Here is a 22152-nt window from a genome sequence, read left to right on the forward strand (position 1 = left end):
GGTTTTCGCGGATGAATCCGCTCCTGCAGGGAGAGGGAACGGAGTCAATCCAAACGGGACGCTGTCAGCGAGCGCGCTTCAGCTCTGCATTTCTGCCAACAACGCCGCCATCAGCTCCGCCGCCGGCAGCTCACGGGCCAGGGGCGCACCCTGCCCGGCCCACTGCACGGCGAAGTCGCCGTTGCCGCTGGCCTGGGCCGCCGCCAGGAGGGCCTTGGTGGCGTCGTAGGTCATCGGGTAATCGGGCAAGGCCGGCGCATCAGGGCTTTGCAGGTCGGTGAACAGCCGATTCACCAGGCCGCGTGCCGGGCGACCGGAAATCGCCGCCGTGACCTGCGTATGCCAGGCCTTGTCGCTGCGCAGCGCGGCACGATAGGCCGCATTGGCCGAAGACTCCGGGCAGGCGATGAACGCCGTGCCCATCTGAACCGCTTCGGCGCCCAGGGCGAGTGCCGCGCGGATTCCGCGACCATCCATGATGCCGCCGGCAGCTATCACCGGCACGTTCAGGGCCGGCACCAGGCTGCCGACCAAGGCCAGGGTCCCGAGGCGGTCGTCATGTTCGGGGTCGAAGATGCCGCGATGGCCGCCCGCCTCGTAGCCCTGGGCGATCACCGCATCTATTCCGGCCGCCTCGATGGCGCGTGCTTCATCCAGGTTGGTGGCACAGGCCAGCAAGGTGATGCCGGCCGCCTTGAGGTGGTCGATCCAGCGCTGCTCGGGCAGGCCGAAGTGGAAGCTGACCACCGGCGGGCGAACCTCCAGCAGCAGTTCGAGCATCTGCGGGTCGTCGACGAAGCTACGGTAGATCTCGCGCAGCGCGGCCGGCGGTTCGCCCCCCAGTTCTGTAAACAGCGGCCGCAGGTGTTCAAGCCAGCGGGCCTCGCACGCCGCGTCGGCCTGCGCCGGTCGATGGCAGAACAGGTTGACGTTGAACGGCCGGTCGGTAAGCCCACGCAATTGGGCGATGGTTTCCCGCGCCTGCGCCGGTGTGCTGGCTCCCAGGCCTACCGAGCCCAGTCCTCCAGCGTTGGAGACTGCGGCCGCCAGTGCCGGCGTCGACACGCCGACCATGGGCGCCTGGATGATGGGGTGATCGATGGCGAGTCGCTGGCGGATGGACATGGTCGTGGCCTCGTCTGGGAATGATTGACTTAAAATCTCACATGGAGAATATTCTGTGCAATATGTTCTCTGAAAGAGATTGATAGCCATGGACCTATCCAGCCTGGAGATTTTCCGCAGCGTCGCCGAGGAGCAGAGCGTCACCCGTGCTGCCGCGCGCCTGCAGCGTGTGCAGTCGAACGTCACCACGCGCATCCGCCAACTGGAAGAAGACCTCGGCGTCCAACTGTTCCTTCGCGACGGCAAGCGCATGACCCTGACCGACCCGGGCCGCGAATTCCTCGCCTACGCCGAGAAGCTCCTGGCCCTGGCCGCAGAGGCGCGGCAGTCGCTGCACCCGCAGGTCGCCGCCGGCACCTTGCGCGTGGGCAGCATGGAAAGCACCGCGGCCAGCCGCCTGCCCGGCCCGCTGGCCGCCTACCACAACGCCTGTCCGCAGGTGCAACTGGAAGTCAGCACCGGCACCAGCCAGGCGCTGGTGGACGGCGTGCTGTCACGCCGCCTCGATTGCGCATTGATCGCCCATCCCGATGCGATCCTCGCGGACAGCAAGGCCGAACGCACGCTGGAACGCGGCCTGCTGGGCGTACCGGTGTTCCATGAACAACTGCTGTTGGCGCTGCCCGGCAATCACCCGCCGGTCAACGCCGCCGAGGACGTGCAGGTACGCACCCTGGCTGGCTTCGCCCGAGGCTGCACCTACCGGCAAATCGCCGAGGACTGGCTGAACGCCGGGGGCACGCGGGTGCAGGTGCAGGAAGTCGGCTCCTACCACGGGATTCTCGCCTGCGTGGCTGCCGGCGCCTGCGTCGGCATCCTGCCGCGCTCGCTGGTCGACCTGCAGCGTCAGCCGCCGGCCGTGCAGTTGCATCCACTGCTGGAGACCGATACCTGGCTGGTGTGGCGCGAGGGCTACGCCACGGCCGCCTTCGAACGCTTCCGCGAGACCCTGCAGGCCCCCTCATCATGAACAATCGCGATCGCTTGGCCGGCTTCACCGCCGCGCTGATCCTGGCACTGGGCATGGGCTTCGGCCGCTTCGCCTTCACCGGGCTTTACCCGTTGATGGTCCGCGATGGCCTGCTCAGCGTGAACGCGGGTTCCCTGGCTGCATCGGCCAACTACGCCGGCTACCTGCTCGGTGCCCTGCTCCTGGCGCGCTACCCGGAAGACCAGGCCGCAAGGCTCTGCCGCATCGCGGTGCTCGGCACCCTGCTCGGCCTGGCTGCCATGGCCTTGCCAGCGCCGGTCTGGTTCGCCGTTGGCGTGCGCTTCGTTGCCGGGGTGCTCAGCGCCATGGCCATGGTCGGGGCTTCCGTGTGGCTGTTGCATCAGATGCAGCAACACGGCGCCGCGCCCCTGATGTTCGCCGGCGTGGGCTTCGGCATCCTGGTTTCGGCGGAGCTGATCGCCGCAGGCGCGCATGGAGGCCTCGGCAGCCCTGGCATCTGGCTGCTGCTGGCCGGCGCCGGCGTGCTGCCGCTGCTGTTCGCCTGGTCGGTGCTGGGGCGCCCGGCCGTCGCGGCCCCCACGCAGGCCAAGGCGCACGCCCAGGGCACTGCGTTGCTCGATCCCGCTGCAGTGCTGGTGGTCTATGGCCTCGCCGGCTTCGGCTACATCATCACCGCGACTTACCTGCCCCTGCTCATGAAGGGGGCGCTCGGTCCGCTCGACCCGGTGCAGGCCTGGGCGGTCTTCGGCCTCGGTGCGGTGCCTTCCTGCTTCCTCTGGCACTGGCTGCACCAGCGCCTTGGCGCAAGGCGTGCGCTGGCGGCCAACCTGGCGCTGCAGGCCCTGGGCGTGATGCTGCCGGCGCTGCAGCAAAGCTCGCCGGCCTATCTGGCCAGCGCCCTGCTGGTCGGCGGGACCTTCATGGGCACCGCGACCATCGCCATGCCGGCGGCACGCCAGGTGGCGAGCCGCGTGCGCTTCAACATGCTGGCGGCAATGACGGCGGTTTATGGCGTCGGGCAGATCGCCGGGCCACTGGCCTCCAGCGCCCTTTATCACTGGAGTGGCAGCTTCGCGCCGGCGCTACTGGTTGCTGCCGTAGCGCTGCTTCTTGCCGCCGCCTGCACCTGGCAACCGGCACGCGTTGCACGGGCTACGTCCCCTGACTGAGCCGACCCACGGACTGGCGGCCAGCCCGAGTCTGGCCAAGACTGGACAGTCCCTCCCCTGCGCCGAGGCACCCGGTCCGGCCCAGTGAAGGACCCTCCCACAGCCTGGAGTTCCGCCATGTCCATCGAGAAAGTGCTGTACCGCGCCTATGCCGAAGCCACCGGTGGTCGCGAGGGCCGCGCCATTTCCTCCGACGGCGTCCTCGACGTCGAGCTGACCACGCCCAGGGAACTGGGCGGCAACGGCGCCCGTGGCACCAACCCGGAACAACTCTTCGCTGCCGGTTATTCGGCCTGCTTCCTCGGTGCCATGAAGTTCGTCGCCGCGCGCGACAAGCTGGCGATTCCGGCGAATCCGTCGATCGAGGGCGTGGTCGGCATTGGCGCCGTGCCCACCGGTTTCGCCATCGAGGTCGAGCTGCGCATCTCCCTGCCGGGCCTGCCGCGCGACCAGGCGCAGGAGTTGGTGAACCGCGCGCACATCGTCTGCCCTTACTCCAACGCCACCCGCGGCAACATCGACGTCACCCTGACGATCACCGACTGAGTCCATCGGCTGCGGCGCAGGCCGCAGCCGTCCGCTCTTCAGAGAGCCGGCGCTTGCCGGAAGCTGACCGCCAGCCGGTTCCAGCAGTTGATCGCCGCGATGGCCACGGTCAGGTCGACCGCCTCGCGTTCGTCGAATTCTTCTCGCAGCTGCGCATAAACGTCGTCCGGCACATTGGACTGCGACAGCAAGGTCACCGACTCGCTCCAGGCCAGCGCAGCCCGCTCGCGGGACGTGAAGAACGGCGAGTCGCGCCACACCGCCACGGCAAACAGGCGCCGCTCGGACTCGCCGTTGCGGCGCGCTTCGAGGGCGTGCATGTCGGCGCAGAAGGCACAGTTGTTGAGCTGCGAAACCCGCAACTTGACCAGCTCCAGCAACGGCTTCTCGATGGACAGGTCGAAGGACGAGGCCTCCAGCGCGAGGATCGCCTTCAGCGCATCTGGCGAAGCCGTGTAGTAATCCAGGCGTGGCTCCATCGTCGGGCTCCTCGGGTGGCACGTCATGGGCTACCAGCATAGAGCGGCGGCCTGTCCGAACCAGGTGCCAATCCCGCGGATCTTCAGGAGTCCAAGGCGGAGCAACAATGTGCCGGACAATGACGAGCCCTTGGACAAAGAGGCCGGCGTTGCACCGGCCTCTCGCGATCAGAACGCCGCGCGAACCACCCCGCCGTCCACCCGCAGGGCAGCGCCATTGGTGGCGGAGGAGGCCTCCGAGCAGACGTAGACGACCAGGTTGGCGACCTCCTCCGGCCTGATGAAGCGCTTGAGTAGCGATGTTGGCCGCGCGCTGCGGAAGAACTCACCCTCGAACTCGGCGAATGGCTGGCCGCCGGATAGCTTGTCGACGAACTCGCCGACCCCTTCGGAGTGCGTCGGTCCCGGCAGCACCGCGTTGACCGTCACGCCAGTGCCGGCGCAGCTCTCCGCCAGCCCACGGGACAGGCCCAACTGGGCGGTCTTGGTCACGCCGTAATGGATCATCTCCACCGGAATCTGGATGCCGCTTTCGCTGCTGATGAACACCACGCGGCCCCAGTTGCGCTGCTTCATGCCCGGCAGATAGGCGCGGCTCAGGCGCACGCCGGAGAGCAGGTTCACTTGCAGGAAGCGCTCCCAGTCTTCGTCCGGGATCTGCTCGAAGGGCTTGGGATCGAAGATGCCCAGGTTGTTCACCAGCACGTCCACCTGCGGGTAACGCTGCACCAGGGCAGCGATCTGCGCCGGATCGGAAAGGTCGCCGGCGAAGCCCTCGACCTTCGCGTCCGGCTGCCGCTCGCGAAGCTTCGCCAAGGCGGCGTCCACCGATGCCTGGCTGCGGCCGTTGAGGATCACCCGGGCGCCCTCACGGGCCAGGCCCTGGACGATGGCGAAGCCGATGCCCTTGGTGGAACCGCTGACCAGGGCGAGTTTGTCGTGCAGGTTGAGGTTCATGGCGTTGCTCTCGAAAGGATGGAATGGCCGGACCCGGCAGGAGCCTAGTCCCGGCGTCCGGAGCCTTCCAGCAGACGCCGCCTGTACGCATGCCTTTCCGCGGAACGGTCCGTCAACCGCAGGTCCGCAAGGAATGCCGGGGGTGTGCGGCGCATTACTGCTACCGATGTGCCCTGCCCTCGCCTGTTCCTCTGTCGAGCCTGGCCGGCTGATAGATGAAGTACCGAAGGAAGGCCAGTCGGCGGATAACGTCGAACCTAATCCGCCTGCGGGAATGTCGTGTCATATCGACGCACTACTTGCGCGCTAGAAAGCCAGCTCACTCGAATGTAAAGACGGAATTTTCAGAACATCCGCTGGCTTCGTACGAAACATATCTTTTCCAGCTGCTATTCGACACAAAATCCCAGCGTTCGCCAGTCCCTGATTCATCGTCGATCTGCCTGCGACAACTTGAAATGCAGATCGATATTCCCCTGGCCTCTATAGTCCGCGCCGTCCATTCAAAGGGAGCGATACCTATATGGCGATTCCGGCACACCTCTGGCTGAAAGATGACGGCGGCGCGGATATCAAGGGCAGCGTCAATGTAATGGGGCGCGAAGGCAGCATTGAAATCTTCGGTTTTGGGCATGGCCTGTTCCTTCCGGTCGACGACAGCAGCGGCAAAATCACGGGAACAAGGCAGCATGCAGCGCTGACTTTCGAGAAGGAATTCGATTATTCCAGCCCTTATCTCTATAAGGCCGTGGCCAAGGGGCAAACGCTGAAATCGGCGGAATTCAAGTGGTACAGGATCAATGACGCAGGCCAGGAAGAGGAGTACTTCAATATGCTCCTTGAGGATGTGAAGGTGGTTGCCATCTGCCCAATGATGCACGACTGCAAGGATGCGGCGATGGAAAAACATAACCATACCGAGTCAATATCTCTACGTTACGCCAGGATCACCTGGAAACACTGCGACGGAAATATCATCTTTTCTGATGCATGGAACGAAAGATGATCCGCTGCAGCTTTCATCTCAACGGCCGAGGGTTATCCATCCTTAACTGCCCTGGAGTCGGATTCTTTCCCGCGTACTCCGGCTATGCAGGACCTCATCGTAATAACCCAGGATCGGAAATGATTAAAAAGGCTGGACCATTGCCGCGCGGAACGTATTACATAGTTGCAAGAGCGAAAGGCGGGACCAAGTCCCAGATTATAAGTTCTGCATCATCATGGTGGACGAAGTCTGACCGATCCAAGTGGTTTTCTTTGTATCGCGCAGATGGCGTAATAGATGACACGACTTTTATAGGTGCAATCACTCGGGACCAATTCAGACTGCATCCAGCAGGCCGTAGCGGAATTAGCGAAGGCTGCATTACTTTTCCAAGCCACTACCACTTTGATCTGCTTCGCAACGCACTGTTGAGCACGTCAGGATTCTTGGTGGCACCAGGCCTAATAGCCTACGGAACAATACAGGTCTATTGAATGAAGCCATTGAGATTCCTGCTGGCATGGCATTTATATGCCGCTACGTATGCATTGATCTTTAACATTCTTTTCTTGTTCGTGCCGGAAAGATATCTATACGAACTGGTGGACGGCCCCGCAAGAGATGTTCTTGGGAATTCATGGGATGACGCCTATACGGCGATCCTCCTGCTTTTGTCCCTGGCAATCAATGCAATCCTAATTTATTCAATTTCGCTAACAATTATGACTTTAAGAAAAAAAGCGACCCGACACGAGGCTTGAAAAGTGAATCCTTTGAAAACCTTGATGCTATGGCATGCATATTTAATAACTTTCTCTGTGATATACCTTCTGTTTTCGATAGGGATCCAAGGGGACTGGCTGCTCGAATTTATTGCTAGCCCCGAAGGTGGCCATAGGTACGACGAAGGATTTGGACTTTTCTATGTCACTTTGAGGCTGGCAGTTTCTTTAGCATTGAACGGATTGCTTATTTCTTCGATCAATAAATATTTAGACTGGCAAAAGGCACCTTCTTCAGACCTTGACCGCTACTACCCTCAGTCAAGGGAGATCGAGGAGTGACACGCAAAATCTGGTACGCCTATTACGCCGTCTTCTATGTCACTCTTCAGCTTCTGACATTCTTCATGCCCGATGACTGGACCATCTGGCTTATTAATCACACCTACGATGAAACCGTCTCCGGATTCAGCTGCGAAGAGAATGGCGAGTTCATGCTCATGCTCGTAGCACTTTCCCTTAACGCCATTTTTATCTGCGCCACATCCTGGTTCTCATCGTGGATATCTCGATCGAAGGCCTCATCGGTCGCCCAATGAAAGAACCTAAGAAAAAGCCCGGACACCTCACGGTGTCCGGGCTTTTTCATGCCGCCGAAGCCATCGGCGTGGAGACGATTCCGGCGGCAGGTCTTGCTCGGTCGAACTCAGTCGCGGGCCAGGGCCATGGCGACGCCTTGGCCGCCGCCGATGCAGAGGGTGGCGAGGCCTTTCTTGCTGTCGCGGCGGAGCATTTCGTGGAGCAGGCTGACCAGTACGCGGGCGCCGGAGGCGCCGATCGGGTGGCCGAGGGCGATGGCGCCGCCGTTGACGTTGACTTTGCTGGCGTCCCAACCCAGTTCCTTGCCGACCGACAGGGCCTGGGCGGCGAAGGCTTCGTTGGCTTCGATCAGCTCGATTTCGGCGAGGCTCCAGCCGGCCTTTTCCAGGCAGCGGCGGGTGGCCGGGACCGGGGCGATGCCCATGATCGACGGGTCCACGCCGGCGCTGGCGTAGGCCTGGATGCGGGCCAGCACCGGCAGGCCGAGGGCCTTGGCCTTGGCCGCGCTCATCAGCAGCACGCCGGCGGCGCCGTCGTTCAGGGTGGAGGCGTTGCCGGCGGTGACGCTGCCGTCTTTCTTGAACGCCGGTTTCAGCTTGGCCAGCGATTCGGCGGTGGTGCCTGCGCGCGGTTGTTCATCGGTGTCGAAGGCCAGGGCTTCGCCCTTGCGCTGGGGGATCAGCACCGGGGTGATCTCGTCGCGGAAACGGCCGGCTTCGACCGCGGCGACGGCCTTCTGCTGCGACTGCGCGGCGAAGGCGTCCTGGGCTTCGCGGCTGACTTCGAAGCGCTCGGCCAGGTTCTCCGCGGTGATGCCCATGTGGTAGTCGTTGAAGGCGTCGATCAGGCCATCGCGCAGCAGGCTGTCCTGCAGCTCGGCGTGGCCCATGCGCAGGCCGGTGCGGGCCTTGGGCAGCACGTAGGGGGCGAGGCTCATGCTCTCCTGGCCGCCGGCGATAACCACTTCGGCATCGCCGCAACGGATCGCCTGGACGCCGAGGAACAGCGACTTCAGGCCCGAACCGCAGAGCTTGTTGATGGTCATGGCCGGCACTTCCACCGGCAGGCCGGCGCCGATGGCGGCCTGGCGAGCGGGGTTCTGCCCGGCGCCGGCGGTGAGCACCTGGCCGAGGATCACTTCGTCGACCTGCTCGGGTTTCACGCCGCTGCGTTCGAGCAGCGCGCGGATGACCACGCTGCCCAGTTCGTGGGCGGGGATGTTCGCCAGGCTGCCCTGGAAGCTGCCGATGGCGGTGCGCACGGCGGCGACGATCACTACGTCTTGCATGTCTTGGCTCCGTTTTGGCGGAAAGGCGGGCGCGGGCCGCGTCACGAGCGCTGGCCCGGTCCCGCTAAAGGCTTCAGAAGGTCATTTCCTTCACGTCGTCCGGCACGATCAGGCGGCCGGCGGTTTTCTCGGCGATCTCGGCGATGCTCACGCCCGGGGCGGTCTCGCGCAGGATGAAGGTGCCATCTTCGATTTCCAGATAAGCGAGGTCGGTCAGCACCTTGCGGATGCAGCCGGCGCCGGTCAGCGGCAGCGTGCAGCGGTCGAGCAGCTTGGACTCGCCGTCCTTGGAGGCGTGGGTCATGGTGACGATGATGTTGTCGGCGCCGGCCACCAGGTCCATCGCGCCGCCCATGCCTTTCACCAGCTTGCCGGGGATCATCCAGGAGGCGATGTTGCCCTGCACGTCCACCTCGAAGGCGCCGAGCACGGTCAGGTCGACGTGGCCGCCGCGGATCATCGCGAAGGACTCGGCCGAGGAGAAGATCGACGCGCCCTTCACGGCGGTGACGGTCTGCTTGCCGGCGTTGATCATGTCGGCGTCGACTTCGTCCTCGGTCGGGAAGGCGCCCATGCCGAGCAGGCCGTTCTCCGATTGCAGCATCACTTCCATGCCCTCGGGCACGTAGTTGGCCACCAGGGTCGGGATGCCGATGCCGAGGTTCACGTAGTAGCCGTCCTTGAGCTCGCGCGCGACGCGCTGGGCCATCTGTTCGCGGGTCAGTGCCATGGTCTTGTCTCTCTTGTCCGGTGGGCTCAGGAACGTACGGTGCGTTTCTCGATACGCTTTTCGAAGGTTCCTTGGATGATTCGGTCGACGTAGATGCCGGGGGTGTGGATCTGGGTCGGGTCCAGTTCACCCGGCTCGACGATTTCTTCCACCTCGACCACGGTGATGCGGCCCGCGGTGGCAACCACCGGGTTGAAGTTCTGCGCGGTGTGGCGGTAGATCACGTTGCCGTAGTGGTCGGCCTTCCAGCCCTTGACGATGGCGAAGTCGCCGGTGATGGCGCGCTCCATGATGTATTGGCGGCCGTCGAACTCGCGCACTTCCTTGCCCTCGGCGACCGGGGTGCCGAAGCCGGTGGCGGTGAAGAAGGCAGGGATGCCGGCGCCGCCGGCGCGCAGTTTTTCGGCCAGGGTGCCTTGCGGAGTGAGTTCCACTTCCAGCTCGCCGGACAGCAGCTGCTGCTCGAACAGGGCGTTTTCGCCGACGTAGGAGGCGATCATCTTGCGAATCTGGCGGTCTTCCAGCAGCACGCCGAGGCCGAAGCCGTCGATGCCGCAGTTGTTCGACACCACGGTCAGGCCTTTCACGCCCATGCGGCGGATTTGCGCGATCAGGTTTTCCGGGATGCCGCAGAGGCCGAAACCGCCCGCCACTACCGTCATGCCGTCGGTGAGCCCGGCCAGGGCTTCCTCGTAACTGCCAACCCGCTTGTCGAGTCCTGCCATTTGCTGCTGCCTCTTGTTGTTAGGGTTTCCGACCGGCCGGTCGGAGATGGCCGCAGCTTCTCCGCAATCAACTGATTTGTTAAGTTTGTTTTTCTTCTCGATTGATTGGCTTTGCAAATCAATGACCGTCAAACAACTGCGCGCCTTCCTCGCCGTGGCGCAAACCCTGAGCTTCGCCCAGGCCTGCGAGCGCCTGCACCTGTCGCAACCGGCGCTGAGCCTGGCGATCAAGAACCTCGAAGAATCCCTCGGCGGGCAATTGCTGGTTCGCACCACGCGCAGTGTCTCGCTGACGCCAGAGGGCGAGACGCTGCTGCCCATCGCTCGTCGCCTGCTGGCCGACTGGGACAACGCCGAGGAACTGCTGCGCCAGCACTTCACGCTGCAGCTGGGCAAGGTTTCCATCGCCGCCATGCCCTCCTTCGCCGGCAACCTGTTGCCGGCGGCGCTCATCGCTTTCCGCAGCCGCTACCCGAAGGTCAATGTCGCGGTGCATGACGTGATCAACGAGCAGGTCCTGGAGATGGTGCGCAATCGCCGCGTCGAACTGGGCATCGCCTTCGAGCCGGAATCCCTCGACGGGCTGCATTTCCAGCCGTTCTACAGCGACCGCTTCGTCGCCGTGCTGCCGGCCAGCTCACCGCTGGCAACGCTGCGCCGGCTGAGCTGGTCGCAGCTGCTGACCGAGCCCTTTATCGCGCTGCAGCGCCCTTCGGGGGTGCGCGCGTTGCTGGAAGACAGCGTCGCCGCCAGTCACGGCCGGCTGCCGATCGCTTTCGAGAGCCATCAGTTGGTGACCATCGGCCGCATGGTCGCCCAGGGGCTCGGTGTCAGCGTGGTGCCGCGCCTGTGCGTGAAGCAGATGGAGGAACTGGGCGCGAAGTGCGTGGATCTCTACGAACCGACGGTCGAGCGTCGCGTAGGGTTGTTCAGCCTGGCCGAACACAAGCTATCCAGCGCGGCCCAGGCATTGAGCGATGTGCTGTTGCAGATCGAAGACTGGCCGCGGTTGCAGAAGGAAGGTCGGGAGGGGGAAGCGGAGTAAGAGGCATCTGCGCGGCGCGGGCGGTGCGAGCGCACCACCCGTTGCGCATGGGTCAGATGTCGCTGCACATCTCGGTCTGACGCAGGTACTCGAGCACGTGGACCTGCCCCTTGGAGTCGGCGTAGGTCATTTTCGCCGGGGCGACTTCGCAGCGGTCGTTGGCTTGCTCGATGCTGATGACCTTGGCCACGTCGAGCTTCATGCCGTACTGGTAGACCACCGGCGCGGTGTCGGCGTTGGCGGCCAAGGCAGCGCCCATCAGGGGAAAGGCGAACAGGCAAAGCAGGGTGCGTTTCATGGTGGGATTCTCCGTAATCCGGCTGGCGGGCAATTCGCCATGCCGTGCATTCAATCTAGTTGAACGCCCCATCCGGACACAGAGTCGATCCAGCAAGAGATTGCTACATGCGGAGTAACAATAAGCGCTTGCCAAGCCCAATCTTTTGCGATTAGCCGCATCCGGGAGTGGCAAGCTTGCTCGCGAATAAACCGGGTGCGAATCAGATTCGCGAGCAAGCTCGCTGCTACTCGGAAAATCGCCTTCAGACCGGCGGCGCCGAACGCTTGAGCACCGACTTCAGGGCGAAGGCCGACTTGATCCCGGCGACGCCGGGAATCTGCGTCAGGGTGGTGGTGAGGAAGGCCTGGTAGGCGGCCAGGTCCTTGACCACCACGCGCAGCATGTAGTCGGCATCGCCGGTCATCTGGAAGCAGCTCATCACCTGGGGCGCCTGGACGATGCTTTCCTCGAAGCGCGCCAGGTAGTCGCCGGTCTGCTTCTCCAGGGTCACCGAGACGAACACGCTCATGGCGCCGGAGAGGCGTTCCTCGTCGAGTTGCGCGAAGTAGCCCTGGATGTAGTGCTCCTCTTCGAGGCGACGCACCCGGCGCAGGGTCGGGGTGAGCGACAGGCCGATCTTCTGCGCCAGGTCGCGCCAGCTCAGGCGGCCGTCATCGGCCAGCGCGCGGAGGATCTTGAGGTCGGTGCGGTCTATGTCGGCCATGGCGGGTCACTTCTCCGAAAGCAGATATTTAGAGTTCAAACACACTAAAACTCTTGTTCAAAGCTAGTCAAATTGGAGCAAAAAACCAGCCGGTCACACCTATACTGAAATCACAAGAACAAACACAACCACGAGGACCTCACCATGAGTGATGTCACCCGCCGCGGCGCCACCCCTCGCCTTAGCCGCAGCGCCGCCCTATCCGGGTTGTTGCACCCGCCCAGGCCTCCATGCGCCCCCTGCTGATCGAGCTTCCCTCCCTCACTTTCAGCCGCTGGAGACCCGAACCATGACCGATTACGCCCCCCTGAAACTGCACGTGCCGGAGCCCACCGGGCGGCCGGGTTGCAAGACCGATTTCTCCTACCTGCACCTGTCCCCCGCCGGTGAAGTGCGCAAGCCCGCCGTCGAGGTCGAGCCGGCGCAGACCGCCGACCTCGCCTACAGCCTGGTGCGGGTTCTCGATGACTCTGGCAACGCGGTAGGCCCCTGGGACCCGCAGCTCAGCCATGAGCAGCTGCTGCGCGGCATGCGGGTGATGCTCAAGACGCGCATCTTCGACGCGCGCATGCTCACCGCGCAGCGCCAGAAGAAGATGTCCTTCTACATGCAGTGCCTGGGCGAGGAAGCCATCGCCACCGCCCACACCATGGCCCTGCGCGACGGCGACATGACCTTCCCGACCTATCGCCAGCAAGGCATCCTCATCACCCGCGACTACCCGCTCAAGGACATGATCTGCCAGCTGCTTTCCAACGAGCAGGACCCGCTCAAGGGCCGCCAGCTGCCGATCATGTATTCCAGCCGCGAGAAGGGCTTCTTCTCCATCTCCGGCAACCTCGCTACCCAGTTCATCCAGGCGGTCGGCTGGGGCATGGCCTCGGCGATCAAGGGCGATACCAAGATCGCCTCGGCCTGGATCGGCGACGGCGCCACCGCCGAGTCGGACTTCCACACCGCGCTGACCTTCGCCCACGTGTACCGTGCGCCGGTGATCCTCAACGTGGTCAACAACCAATGGGCGATCTCCACCTTCCAGGCCATCGCCGGCGGTGAAGGCACCACCTTTGCCAACCGTGGCGTGGGCTGCGGCATCGCTTCGCTGCGGGTCGACGGCAATGACTTCCTCGCCGTCTACGCCGCCTCGCTGTGGGCCGCCGAGCGCGCCCGCCGTGGCCATGGCCCAAGCCTGATCGAATGGGTCACCTACCGTGCCGGCCCGCACTCCACCTCGGACGATCCGTCCAAGTACCGCCCGGCTGACGACTGGACCAACTTCCCGCTGGGCGACCCGATCGCGCGGCTGAAGCAGCACATGGTCGGCCTCGGCATCTGGTCGGACGAGCAGCACGAAGCGCTGCAGAAGGAACTCGAGGCCGAGGTGATCGCCGCGCAGAAAGAGGCCGAGCGCCACGGCTCGCTGGTGGACGGCCATGTCTTCAGCGCCGCCAGCATGTTCGACGACGTCTACAAGGACCTGCCGGAACACCTGCGCCGGCAGCGCCAGGAGCTCGGGGTATGAATGCCATGAATCCGCAACACGAGAACGCCCAGGCGGTCACCAGCATGACCATGATCCAGGCGCTGCGCTCGGCGATGGACGTGATGCTCGAACGCGACGACAACGTCGTGGTGTTCGGTCAGGACGTCGGCTACTTCGGCGGCGTGTTCCGCTGCACCGAGGGGCTGCAGAAGAAGTACGGCACCTCGCGGGTGTTCGACGCGCCGATTTCCGAGAGCGGCATCATCGGCGCCGCCGTCGGCATGTGCGCCTACGGCCTGCGCCCGGTGGTGGAAATCCAGTTCGCCGACTACGTCTACCCGGCCACCGACCAGCTGATCTCGGAGGCCGCGCGCATCCGCTACCGCTCGGTGAACGACTTCAGCGCGCCCATGGTGGTTCGCATGCCCTGCGGCGGCGGCATCTACGGCGGGCAGACCCACAGCCAGAGCCCGGAGGCGATGTTCACCCAGGTCTGCGGCCTGCGCACGGTGATGCCGTCCAACCCGTACGACGCCAAGGGCCTGCTGATCTCCTGCATCGAGAACGACGATCCGGTGATCTTCCTGGAGCCCAAGCGCATCTATAACGGCCCCTTCGACGGCCACCACGACCGCCCGGTGACGCCCTGGTCGAAGCACCCGCAGAGCCAGGTTCCCGAAGGCTACTACCGCGTGCCGTTGGACAAGGCTGCGATCGCCCGCCCGGGTTCGGAACTGACCGTGCTGACCTACGGCACCACCGTCTACGTGGCCCAGACCGCCGCCGAGGAAACCGGCATCGACGCCGAGGTCATCGACCTGCGCAGCCTCTGGCCGCTGGACCTGGACACCATAGTCGCCTCGGTGAAGAAGACCGGCCGCTGCGTGATCGTCCATGAGGCCACCCGCACCTGCGGTTTCGGCGCCGAGCTGATGTCCCTGGTGCAGGAGAACTGCTTCCACCACCTGGAAGCGCCCATCGTCCGCGTGACCGGCTGGGACACCCCCTACCCGCATGCCCAGGAATGGGATTACTTCCCCGGCCCCGCTCGCGTCGGCGCGGCCTTCAAGCGTGCCATGGAGGTCTGAATGGGCATTCACGTGATCAAGATGCCGGACATCGGTGAAGGCATCGCCGAAGTGGAACTGGTGGAGTGGCATGTGGCGGTCGGCGACGAGGTCCACGAGGACCAGCTGCTCGCCGAAGTCATGACTGACAAGGCGACGGTCGAGATTCCCTCGCCGGTAGCCGGCAAGATCCTCGCCTTGGGCGGCGCCCCCGGCCAGGTAATGGCGGTGGGCGGCGAACTGGTGCGCCTGGAAGTCGAAGGCAAGGGCAACCAGCGCGAAGCGGCGCCGGCGGCAGAAGCCGAGCCAGTCGTTGCAGCCCCCGTTGAGCCCGTGCGCCCTGTCGTGCAGGACGCGCCGCGCGGGGAAATGAAACCCGTGGTGTCGCCCCGCCCGAGCACTGCGCCAGCGGCGCCCATGGTGCGTCGCGCCCCCGGCGAGAAGCCGCTGGCCTCGCCTGCGGTTCGCCAGCGCGCCCGCGATCTCGGCGTCGAGCTGCAATTCGTCCAGGGCAGCGGCCCGGCCGGGCGTATCCTGCATGACGACCTCGACAAGTACATGACCCACGGCGGCGCGGTGGTCGCTTCCGGCTACATGGCCCGCCACGACGAGCAACAGGTTCCGGTTATCGGCCTGCGTCGGCGCATCGCGCAGAAGATGGCCGAGGCCAAGCGGCGCATCCCGCACTTCAGCTACGTCGAGGAGATCGACGTCACCGACCTGGAGGCGCTGCGTCAGCACCTCAACGGCAAATACGGTGCGAGCCGCGGCAAGCTCACCCTGCTGCCTTTCATCGCCCGCGCCATGGTGGTCGCCCTGCGCGACTTCCCGCAGATCAACGCGCGCTATGACGACGAGGCCGACATCGTCACCCGCTACGGCGCGGTGCACCTGGGCGTTGCCACGCAGAGCGACAGCGGGCTGATGGTGCCGGTGCTGCGCAATGCCGAGTCCCGCGACCTCTGGGGCAACGCCGCGGAAGTGGCACGCCTGGCGGAAGCCGCGCGCAATGGCAAGGCCAGCCGCGAGGAGCTTTCCGGCTCGACCATCACCCTGACCAGCCTCGGCGCGTTAGGCGGCATCGTCAGCACGCCGGTGATCAACCATCCGGAAGTGGCCATCGTCGGCGTTAACCGCATGGTCGAGCGGCCCATGGTCGTCAACGGCCAGATCGTCGTGCGCAAGATGATGAACCTGTCCTCGTCCTTCGATCACCGGGTGGTCGACGGCATGGACGCCGCAGCCTTCATCCAGGCCGTGCGCGCCCTGCTCGAACATCCCGCCACCCTGTTCCTGGAGTGAGTCGCGTGAAACAGAATCACAGCCTCGAAACTACCCTCCTGGTGATCGGCGGCGGCCCCGGCGGCTACGTCGCCGCCATCCGCGCCGGCCAACTGGGCATCCCGACCATCCTGGTGGAAGGCGCCACCCTCGGCGGCACCTGCCTGAACATTGGCTGCATCCCGTCCAAGGCGCTGATCCACGCCGCCGAGGAATACCTCAAGGCCCGCGAATTCGCCGGCCAGTCGGCGCTGGGCATCAGCGTGCAGGCGCCGAGCATCGATATCCAGCGCACCGTGGCCTGGAAGGACGGCATCGTCGACCGCCTCACCACCGGCGTCGCCGCGCTGCTGAAAAAGCACGGCGTCACCGTCGTCCACGGCTGGGCGCGGGTCACCGACGGCAAGGGCGTGGAAGTGACCCTGCGCGACGGCAGCGTGCAGCGCATCCATTGCGAGCACATGCTGCTGGCCGCTGGTTCGCGCTCGGTCGAACTGCCGTTCCTGCCGCTCGGCGACAAGGTCATCTCCTCGACCGAGGCGCTGTCGCCCAAGGCATTGCCACGCCGCCTGACGGTAGTTGGTGGCGGCTATATCGGCCTGGAGCTGGGTACGGCGTACCGCAAGCTGGGCGTCGAAGTCACGGTGGTGGAAGCCCAGCCACGCATCCTGCCGACCTATGACGAGGAGCTGACCAAACCGGTCGCCGCTGCGCTGCGCAAATTGGGCATCGAGCTCTACCTCGGGCACAGCGTGATTGGCCTGGAGTCGGACGGCAAAGGCCTGCGCGTACGCGATGGCGAAGGTTCGCAGCGGGTGATCGAGACCGACCAGGTGCTGGTCGCCGTCGGCCGCCGGCCCAACACCGAAGGCTGGAACCTGGAAAGCCTGCACCTGGACATGGACGGCCGCACGCTGAAGATCGACGAGCAGTGCCGCACCTCGATGCGCAATGTCTGGGCCATCGGCGACATCGCCGGCGAACCCATGCTCGCGCACCGCGCCATGGCCCAGGGCGAGATGGTCGCCGAGCTGATCGCCGGCAAGCGCCGGGCCTTCGCGCCCACGGCGATTCCGGCGGTGTGCTTCACCGATCCGGAGGTGGTGGTGGTCGGGCTTTCGCCGGAACAGGCCAAGGCTGCCGGGCATGACGTGCTGACGGCGAACTTCCCGTTCGCCGCCAACGGCCGGGCCATGACCCTGGAGGCCCACGATGGCTTCGTGCGCGTGGTAGCGCGCCGCGACAATCACGTGATTCTTGGCTGGCAGGCGGTGGGCAAGGCGGTCTCGGAACTGTCGACCGCGTTCATCCAGTCGATCGAGATGGGCGCGCGCCTGGAAGACATCGCCGGCACCATCCACGCCCATCCGACCCTCGGTGAAGCGATCCAGGAAGCGGCGCTGCGTGCGCTGGGGCATGCGCTGCACATCTAGCTCGTCAGGCGGGTAACCGTTCGCGGTTATCCGCCCGCTGCCTTGCAAAGCATCAAACCGCCACTCCGTAGGATGGCGTTGAGCGAAGCGAAACCCATCGATCACGCGACCTATCCCGATTGCCGAAGTGAACATGGGAAACCGTTACCCATGTGTCCCGACAACCGTTACCTATCTGTCCCGGCAGAACACTCCGCTCAACCCATCCTACGCATCCTTCCCTTCGACGCTGGCCGGTTATCGACCACTTATTCCGGCATCGGCTTGCCTTGACTCCGCCTGAATCGGATTATGGAACCGCGTTCCACAAAATAATATTTCGCCCCGGAGTCCTTCGCCATGCCCTCTGCCACCCCCCTCCCCTCGACCGAATGCGATCTGCTGGTGATAGGTTCCGGCGCCGCCGGCCTGGCCGCTGCCGTGACCGCCGCCTGGCATGGACAGAAGGTCATCCTGGTGGAAAAGGAGCCGGTGTTCGGCGGTGCCACAGCCTGGTCCGGCGGCTGGGCCTGGGTGCCGCGCAACCCACTGGCGCGGCGGGCGGGCATCGAGGAAGACATCGAGCAACCGCGCACCTATCTACGCAACGAATTGGGCGAGCACTACGACGCCGCGCGGGTCGACGCCTTCCTCGAAGCCGCGCCGCACATGGTGGCCTTCTTCGAGCAGCACACCGCGCTGCAGTTCGTCGACGGCAATGGCATCCCCGACATACATGGCGACACGCCTGGCGCCGCCACGGGCGGGCATCAGGTGATCGCCGCGCCCTATGACGCGCGCGAGGTACTCGACCTGCTGCCGCGCCTGCGCAAGACAATGCGCGAAACCTCTTTCCTCGGCATGCCGATCATGGCGGGCGCCGACCTTGCCGCCTTCCTGAACATGACCCGTTCGACGCGCGCCTTCCTCCACGCCACCCGACGCGTGCTGACGCACTTCTACCACCTGGTCCGCTACGGCCGCGCCATGCACCTGGTGAACGGCGTTGCACTGGTGGCACGCTTGGCGCGCTCCGCTCAGGACCTGGGCGTGCGCTTGCTGGAGTCAACCCCGGCGCGGCGCCTGCTGCTGGAGAATGGCGCGGTACATGGCGCCATCGTCCAGACGCCGCAGGGCGAGCTTGAAATCCGCGCCAAGGCCGTAGTGCTCGCGTCCGGCGGTTTCCCCAACGATGCGCAACGCCGGCGCGAACTCTTCCCGCGTGACCGCAGCGGCCATGACAACCTGGCGCTGCCGCCCTCCTCCTGCTCCGGCGACGGCTTGCGCCTGGGTGAAAGCGCGGGCGGCAGCGTCGAGACCGACCTCAAATCGCCGGTGGCCTGGGCTCCGGTCTCGAAGGTGGTGCATCGCGATGGTTCAGTCGGCCACTTCCCGCACATCATCGAGCGCGGCAAGCCGGGGATCATCGGCGTGCTGGCCAATGGCAAACGCTTCGTCAACGAAGCCCACGGCTACTACGACTACGTCGCCGCCATGCTGGCTGCCTTGCCGGAAGACGCGGAGCCTTGCTCCTGGTTGGTCTGCGACCATCGTTTCCTGCGCCGCTACGGCCTCGGCTACGTGCGCCCGGCGCCGCTGCCCATCGGGTCGCACTTACGCAGCGGCTATCTCAAGCGCGGCACGTCCATCGAACAACTGGCAGATGCCTGCGGCATCGACCCGGAGGGCCTGGCAGCCACTGTCAGGGAATTCAACCGTCACGCCCGCAATGGCGAAGACCCCGCCTTCGGCCGTGGCTCCACGCCGTTCAACCGCAAGCAGGGCGATCCGCAGCATCGCGGCCCCAACCCCTGCGTGGCGCCCATCGAGCGCGGCCCCTTCTACGCCGTGAAGGTGCAGCCGGGCTGCTTCGGCACTTTCGCCGGATTGCGCACGGACGGCCAGGCGCGAGTCCTCGACGCGAACGCCCAACCGATTCCCGGCCTCTACGCCGCCGGCACCGACATGGCCAGCGTCTTTGGCGGCCACTACCCGTCCGGCGGCATCAACATCGGCCCGGCGCTGACCTTCGGCTACATCGCAGGCCGCCACGCCGCTGGTCTGGCCCTGGAGCAAGGCCCGGCAGCGCATTGCCGCTCTACCGAAGAACGTGCGCCTGGTCAGCCCGAATCTTGCCCCGCGCCGGACTGACTGTCCGCTGATCGAACACTTCCGCTCCCACCTCGAAGCCCCCGGCAACGCCTGAAGGCCGCGCCGGGCCTGGCCGCGAGCCGATTTAAGGCAAACCAGTCGGGCCTTTGCGCGCCAATTGACGAAAGTAACCAGTTGGTACATTTTGCTGAGACCGCATTCCAGCGTCGACAAGACCTACAAGAGACACTCGCATGACACTCCCGATCCTGATCCTCAACGGCCCCAACCTGAACCTGCTCGGCACGCGCGAACCGGCGACCTACGGTTACGAGACCCTCGCCGACGTCGAGGCGCTCTGCCACGCCCGCGCCGACGAACTGGGCCTGCAGGTGGAGTTCAGGCAAACCAACCACGAAGGCCAGCTGATCGACTGGATTCACCAGGCGCGCAGCCGCTGCGCCGGCATCGTGATCAACCCGGCGGCCTGGACCCACACCTCGGTGGCGATCCGCGATGCCCTGGCGGCGGTGGAGCTGCCGGTGATCGAGGTGCACCTGTCCAACGTGCACAAGCGCGAGGAATTCCGTCACCACTCCTTCGTGTCGGGGATTGTCCTCGGCGTGATGGCCGGCTTCGGCAGCAACGGCTACCGCCTGGCCCTCGATCACTTCGCCCACCTGCTGCGGGGTTGACTGCAATGACCCAGAACACCTCCATCCTCGCCGGCCTGATCGGCGCTGGTATCCAGGCCTCCCGCACCCCAGCCCTGCACGAGCACGAAGGCGATGCCCAGAGCATTCGCTACCTGTACCGGCTGATCGACCTGGATGCGCTCAAGCTCGACATCAGCGCCCTGCCGCAGCTGCTCGACGGCGCCCAGCGCATGGGCTTCACCGGCCTCAACATCACCTTCCCGTGCAAGCAGGCGGTAATCCCGCTGCTCGACGAGCTGTCCGACGAGGCCCGCGGAATCGGCGCGGTGAACACGGTCGTATTCAAGGACGGCAAGCGCGTCGGCCACAACACCGACTGCCTGGGCTTCGCCGAAGGTTTCCGCCGTGGCCTGGGCGACGTGAAGCGCAACCGCGTGGTGCAATTGGGCGCCGGCGGCGCCGGTGCGGCAGTGGCCCACGCGCTGCTCAGCGAGGGTGTCGAAGAACTGACCATCCATGAGGTCGACCCGGCTCGTTCCCAGGCGCTGGTGGACAATCTCAACGCCCACTTCGGCCCGGGCCGCGCCCAGGTTTGCCACGACCTGGCGAGCGCCATGGCGGTGGCCGACGGCCTGGTCAACACGACCCCGGTGGGCATGGCAAAGCTGCCCGGCACGCCGCTGCCGGTGGAGCTGCTGCGCGCCGAGCTGTGGGTCGCCGAGATCATCTACTTCCCGCTGGAAACCGAACTGCTGCGCCATGCCCGCGCCCTCGGCTGCCGCACCCTCGATGGCGGCACCATGGCGGTGTTCCAGGCGGTGAAGGCCTTCGAGCTGTTCAGCGGCCGCCCGGCCGATGCCGAGCGGATGCAGGCGCATTTCCGCAGCTTCGACAGCTGACCGGCAAACGCTCTTATCGGAGCAGCTGTATTCTGGGCTCCCGCGTTCGCGGGAGTGACAGAACCAAGATGCGTTCTTATCTACGTCTTCCCCGCGAACGCGGGGACCCAGAAACCACGCAGGAATGGCTCCGTGCGCTACGGATGCCAGTTCTCCCACACCAGCTGCACCCCGGTCGCCAGCAGGCCCAGCCGCGCAATGCGGTAGAACCAGGTGTGGTTGACCTTGTCCTGCAACCAGATGCCCAGCCACACCCCGAGCACCACGATGGGCGCCAGCAGCAGGCTGGTGCCGAGGTTGCTCCAGGTGAACTGGCCGAGCAGCGCATAAGGCACCAGCTTGATGGCGTTGGTCAGCAGGAAGAAGCAGTTCACCGTGGCGATGTAGCGCACCTTCTCCAGCTGTTGCGGCAGCAGGTACATCATCCCCGGCGGGCCGCCGGCATGGGCGACGAAGCTGGTGAAGCCGGCGATCCCCGCAAGCACCACGCCCTTGCCCAGCGCAGCTGGTTTCGGCGTCGCAGCGGCACGGGCGGCCACCACGTTGAGCAGCACGAAGGCGATGGCGATGCCGCCGATCAGCAACGCGATGAAGCGCTCTCTGAGCAGACCGAAACTCAATGCGCCCGCGCCCACACCGAGCAGCGCGCCGGGCAGCATGATCTTCAGGTTGCGCACATCCCACTTGCCGTAGAAGCGCCGCAGCCCGGTGAGGTCAGCCATGCAGAGGATCGGCAGCATCAGCGCCGCGGCCTGGGTCGGCGGCATGGCCAGGGCCATCAGCGGCACGGCGATGCCACCGAGCGCACCGCCGAAGCCGCCCTTGGAGACACCGGTGAGCAGGACGGCGGGAATCGCCACCAGGAGGAATTCGAGGGTCATCGCGAAACTCGTCGGCAAACGGACCGACGATTATGCCGCGTCCTTGACCGCC

Annotated in this window: 23 protein-coding genes; 14 read left to right on the forward strand and 9 right to left on the reverse strand. The window is 65.1% G+C overall.

The genetic code is table 11. The features are described 5' to 3' along the window. Window positions 1-78: 78 nt before the first annotated feature. Complete coding sequence (locus PKB_RS13935) at window positions 79-1125, reverse strand: NAD(P)H-dependent flavin oxidoreductase (protein WP_043252594.1); 1047 nt, start codon at window positions 1123-1125, stop codon at window positions 79-81. A gap of 88 nt (window positions 1126-1213) precedes the next feature. On the opposite strand from PKB_RS13935, the gene PKB_RS13940 reads away from it, so the two are divergent. The 3 genes from PKB_RS13940 (at window position 1214) to PKB_RS13950 (ending at window position 3792) form a co-directional block, all read left to right on the forward strand. After that, window positions 1214-2095 (forward strand): LysR family transcriptional regulator, encoded by an 882-nt coding sequence (locus PKB_RS13940; protein ID WP_043252597.1) that lies wholly within the window; start codon window positions 1214-1216, stop codon window positions 2093-2095. Beyond that, window positions 2092-3246: a YbfB/YjiJ family MFS transporter gene (locus PKB_RS13945; protein WP_043252599.1), complete on the forward strand. Its 1155-nt coding sequence runs from the start codon at window positions 2092-2094 to the stop codon at window positions 3244-3246. Before PKB_RS13940 ends, PKB_RS13945 begins: the two co-directional genes overlap by 4 nt. A 117-nt stretch (window positions 3247-3363) precedes the next feature. Continuing rightward, window positions 3364-3792 carry an organic hydroperoxide resistance protein gene (locus tag PKB_RS13950; RefSeq protein ID WP_043252602.1) on the forward strand — a complete coding sequence of 143 codons (429 nt, stop codon included), beginning with the start codon at window positions 3364-3366 and terminating at the stop codon, window positions 3790-3792. A 38-nt stretch (window positions 3793-3830) separates the two neighbouring features. On the opposite strand, the gene PKB_RS13955 is transcribed toward PKB_RS13950, so the two are convergent. Beyond that, complete coding sequence (locus tag PKB_RS13955) at window positions 3831-4271, reverse strand: carboxymuconolactone decarboxylase family protein (RefSeq protein WP_043252604.1); 441 nt, start codon at window positions 4269-4271, stop codon at window positions 3831-3833. A 168-nt stretch (window positions 4272-4439) separates the two neighbouring features. Next, complete coding sequence (locus PKB_RS13960) at window positions 4440-5228, reverse strand: SDR family NAD(P)-dependent oxidoreductase (protein WP_043252607.1); 789 nt, start codon at window positions 5226-5228, stop codon at window positions 4440-4442. A 523-nt stretch (window positions 5229-5751) separates the two neighbouring features. On the opposite strand from PKB_RS13960, the gene PKB_RS13965 reads away from it, so the two are divergent. From PKB_RS13965 to PKB_RS13970, 3 genes are all read left to right on the forward strand, one after another. Beyond that, window positions 5752-6234, forward strand: a complete 483-nt coding sequence (locus PKB_RS13965; RefSeq protein WP_043252609.1) for an Hcp family type VI secretion system effector — start codon at window positions 5752-5754, stop codon at window positions 6232-6234. Continuing rightward, window positions 6231-6710 carry a DUF2778 domain-containing protein gene (locus PKB_RS30580; protein ID WP_084166641.1) on the forward strand — a complete coding sequence of 160 codons (480 nt, stop codon included), beginning with the start codon at window positions 6231-6233 and terminating at the stop codon, window positions 6708-6710. The genes PKB_RS13965 and PKB_RS30580 overlap by 4 nt, the downstream gene beginning before the upstream one ends. A 566-nt stretch (window positions 6711-7276) precedes the next feature. Next, window positions 7277-7537, forward strand: a complete 261-nt coding sequence (locus PKB_RS13970) for a hypothetical protein (RefSeq protein ID WP_043252611.1) — start codon at window positions 7277-7279, stop codon at window positions 7535-7537. 107 nt (window positions 7538-7644) lie between these two features. On the opposite strand, the gene PKB_RS13975 is transcribed toward PKB_RS13970, so the two are convergent. The 3 genes from PKB_RS13975 to PKB_RS13985 form a co-directional block, all read right to left on the reverse strand. After that, the gene (locus PKB_RS13975) at window positions 7645-8826 is read right to left on the reverse strand and encodes an acetyl-CoA C-acetyltransferase (protein ID WP_043252614.1); all 1182 of its coding nucleotides are present in this window, start codon (window positions 8824-8826) and stop codon (window positions 7645-7647) included. 73 nt (window positions 8827-8899) lie between these two features. Next, complete coding sequence (locus PKB_RS13980; protein ID WP_043252617.1) at window positions 8900-9556, reverse strand: CoA transferase subunit B; 657 nt, start codon at window positions 9554-9556, stop codon at window positions 8900-8902. A gap of 26 nt (window positions 9557-9582) precedes the next feature. Further along, window positions 9583-10281, reverse strand: coding sequence for a CoA transferase subunit A (locus PKB_RS13985; protein ID WP_043252619.1), 699 nt, complete (start codon window positions 10279-10281; stop codon window positions 9583-9585). A 121-nt stretch (window positions 10282-10402) separates the two neighbouring features. On the opposite strand from PKB_RS13985, the gene PKB_RS13990 reads away from it, so the two are divergent. After that, entirely contained in the window at window positions 10403-11326 is a 924-nt protein-coding gene (locus PKB_RS13990; protein ID WP_043252621.1) for a LysR family transcriptional regulator, read from the forward strand. 52 nt (window positions 11327-11378) lie between these two features. Here PKB_RS13990 and PKB_RS13995 read toward each other — a convergent pair whose 3' ends face one another. After that, the gene (locus PKB_RS13995) at window positions 11379-11624 is read right to left on the reverse strand and encodes a DUF2790 domain-containing protein (protein WP_043252624.1); all 246 of its coding nucleotides are present in this window, start codon (window positions 11622-11624) and stop codon (window positions 11379-11381) included. 244 nt (window positions 11625-11868) lie between these two features. After that, window positions 11869-12330, reverse strand: coding sequence for an Lrp/AsnC family transcriptional regulator (locus tag PKB_RS14000; RefSeq protein ID WP_043252626.1), 462 nt, complete (start codon window positions 12328-12330; stop codon window positions 11869-11871). Between the two features lie 289 nt (window positions 12331-12619). Here PKB_RS14000 and PKB_RS14005 point away from each other — a divergent pair, with 289 nt between their 5' ends. From PKB_RS14005 to PKB_RS14035, 7 genes are all read left to right on the forward strand, one after another. Next, a complete protein-coding gene (locus PKB_RS14005; RefSeq protein ID WP_043252628.1) occupies window positions 12620-13852 on the forward strand; it encodes a 3-methyl-2-oxobutanoate dehydrogenase (2-methylpropanoyl-transferring) subunit alpha in 1233 nt (410 codons plus the stop codon). Further along, window positions 13849-14901 carry an alpha-ketoacid dehydrogenase subunit beta gene (locus PKB_RS14010; protein WP_043252630.1) on the forward strand — a complete coding sequence of 351 codons (1053 nt, stop codon included), beginning with the start codon at window positions 13849-13851 and terminating at the stop codon, window positions 14899-14901. The genes PKB_RS14005 and PKB_RS14010 overlap by 4 nt, the downstream gene beginning before the upstream one ends. Then, window positions 14902-16182 carry a dihydrolipoamide acetyltransferase family protein gene (locus PKB_RS14015; RefSeq protein ID WP_043252633.1) on the forward strand — a complete coding sequence of 427 codons (1281 nt, stop codon included), beginning with the start codon at window positions 14902-14904 and terminating at the stop codon, window positions 16180-16182. It abuts the gene before it with no gap. A gap of 5 nt (window positions 16183-16187) precedes the next feature. Beyond that, on the forward strand, window positions 16188-17594 hold the full coding sequence (gene lpdA / locus PKB_RS14020) for a dihydrolipoyl dehydrogenase (protein WP_084166642.1): 1407 nt from the start codon (window positions 16188-16190) through the stop codon (window positions 17592-17594). Window positions 17595-17933: 339 nt separating this feature from the next. Continuing rightward, window positions 17934-19724: an FAD-dependent oxidoreductase gene (locus PKB_RS14025; protein ID WP_084166643.1), complete on the forward strand. Its 1791-nt coding sequence runs from the start codon at window positions 17934-17936 to the stop codon at window positions 19722-19724. A gap of 194 nt (window positions 19725-19918) precedes the next feature. Beyond that, entirely contained in the window at window positions 19919-20359 is a 441-nt protein-coding gene (aroQ, locus tag PKB_RS14030) for a type II 3-dehydroquinate dehydratase (protein WP_043252638.1), read from the forward strand. Between the two features lie 5 nt (window positions 20360-20364). Next, window positions 20365-21219 (forward strand): shikimate dehydrogenase, encoded by an 855-nt coding sequence (locus PKB_RS14035; RefSeq protein WP_043252641.1) that lies wholly within the window; start codon window positions 20365-20367, stop codon window positions 21217-21219. Window positions 21220-21356: 137 nt separating this feature from the next. Here the strand turns inward: PKB_RS14035 and PKB_RS14040 are convergent, their stop codons facing one another. Then, window positions 21357-22100: a sulfite exporter TauE/SafE family protein gene (locus tag PKB_RS14040; protein WP_043252644.1), complete on the reverse strand. Its 744-nt coding sequence runs from the start codon at window positions 22098-22100 to the stop codon at window positions 21357-21359. Window positions 22101-22152 lie beyond the last annotated feature (52 nt).

It is taken from the genome of Pseudomonas knackmussii B13 (genome assembly GCF_000689415.1).
Lineage (GTDB): Bacteria > Pseudomonadota > Gammaproteobacteria > Pseudomonadales > Pseudomonadaceae > Pseudomonas > Pseudomonas knackmussii.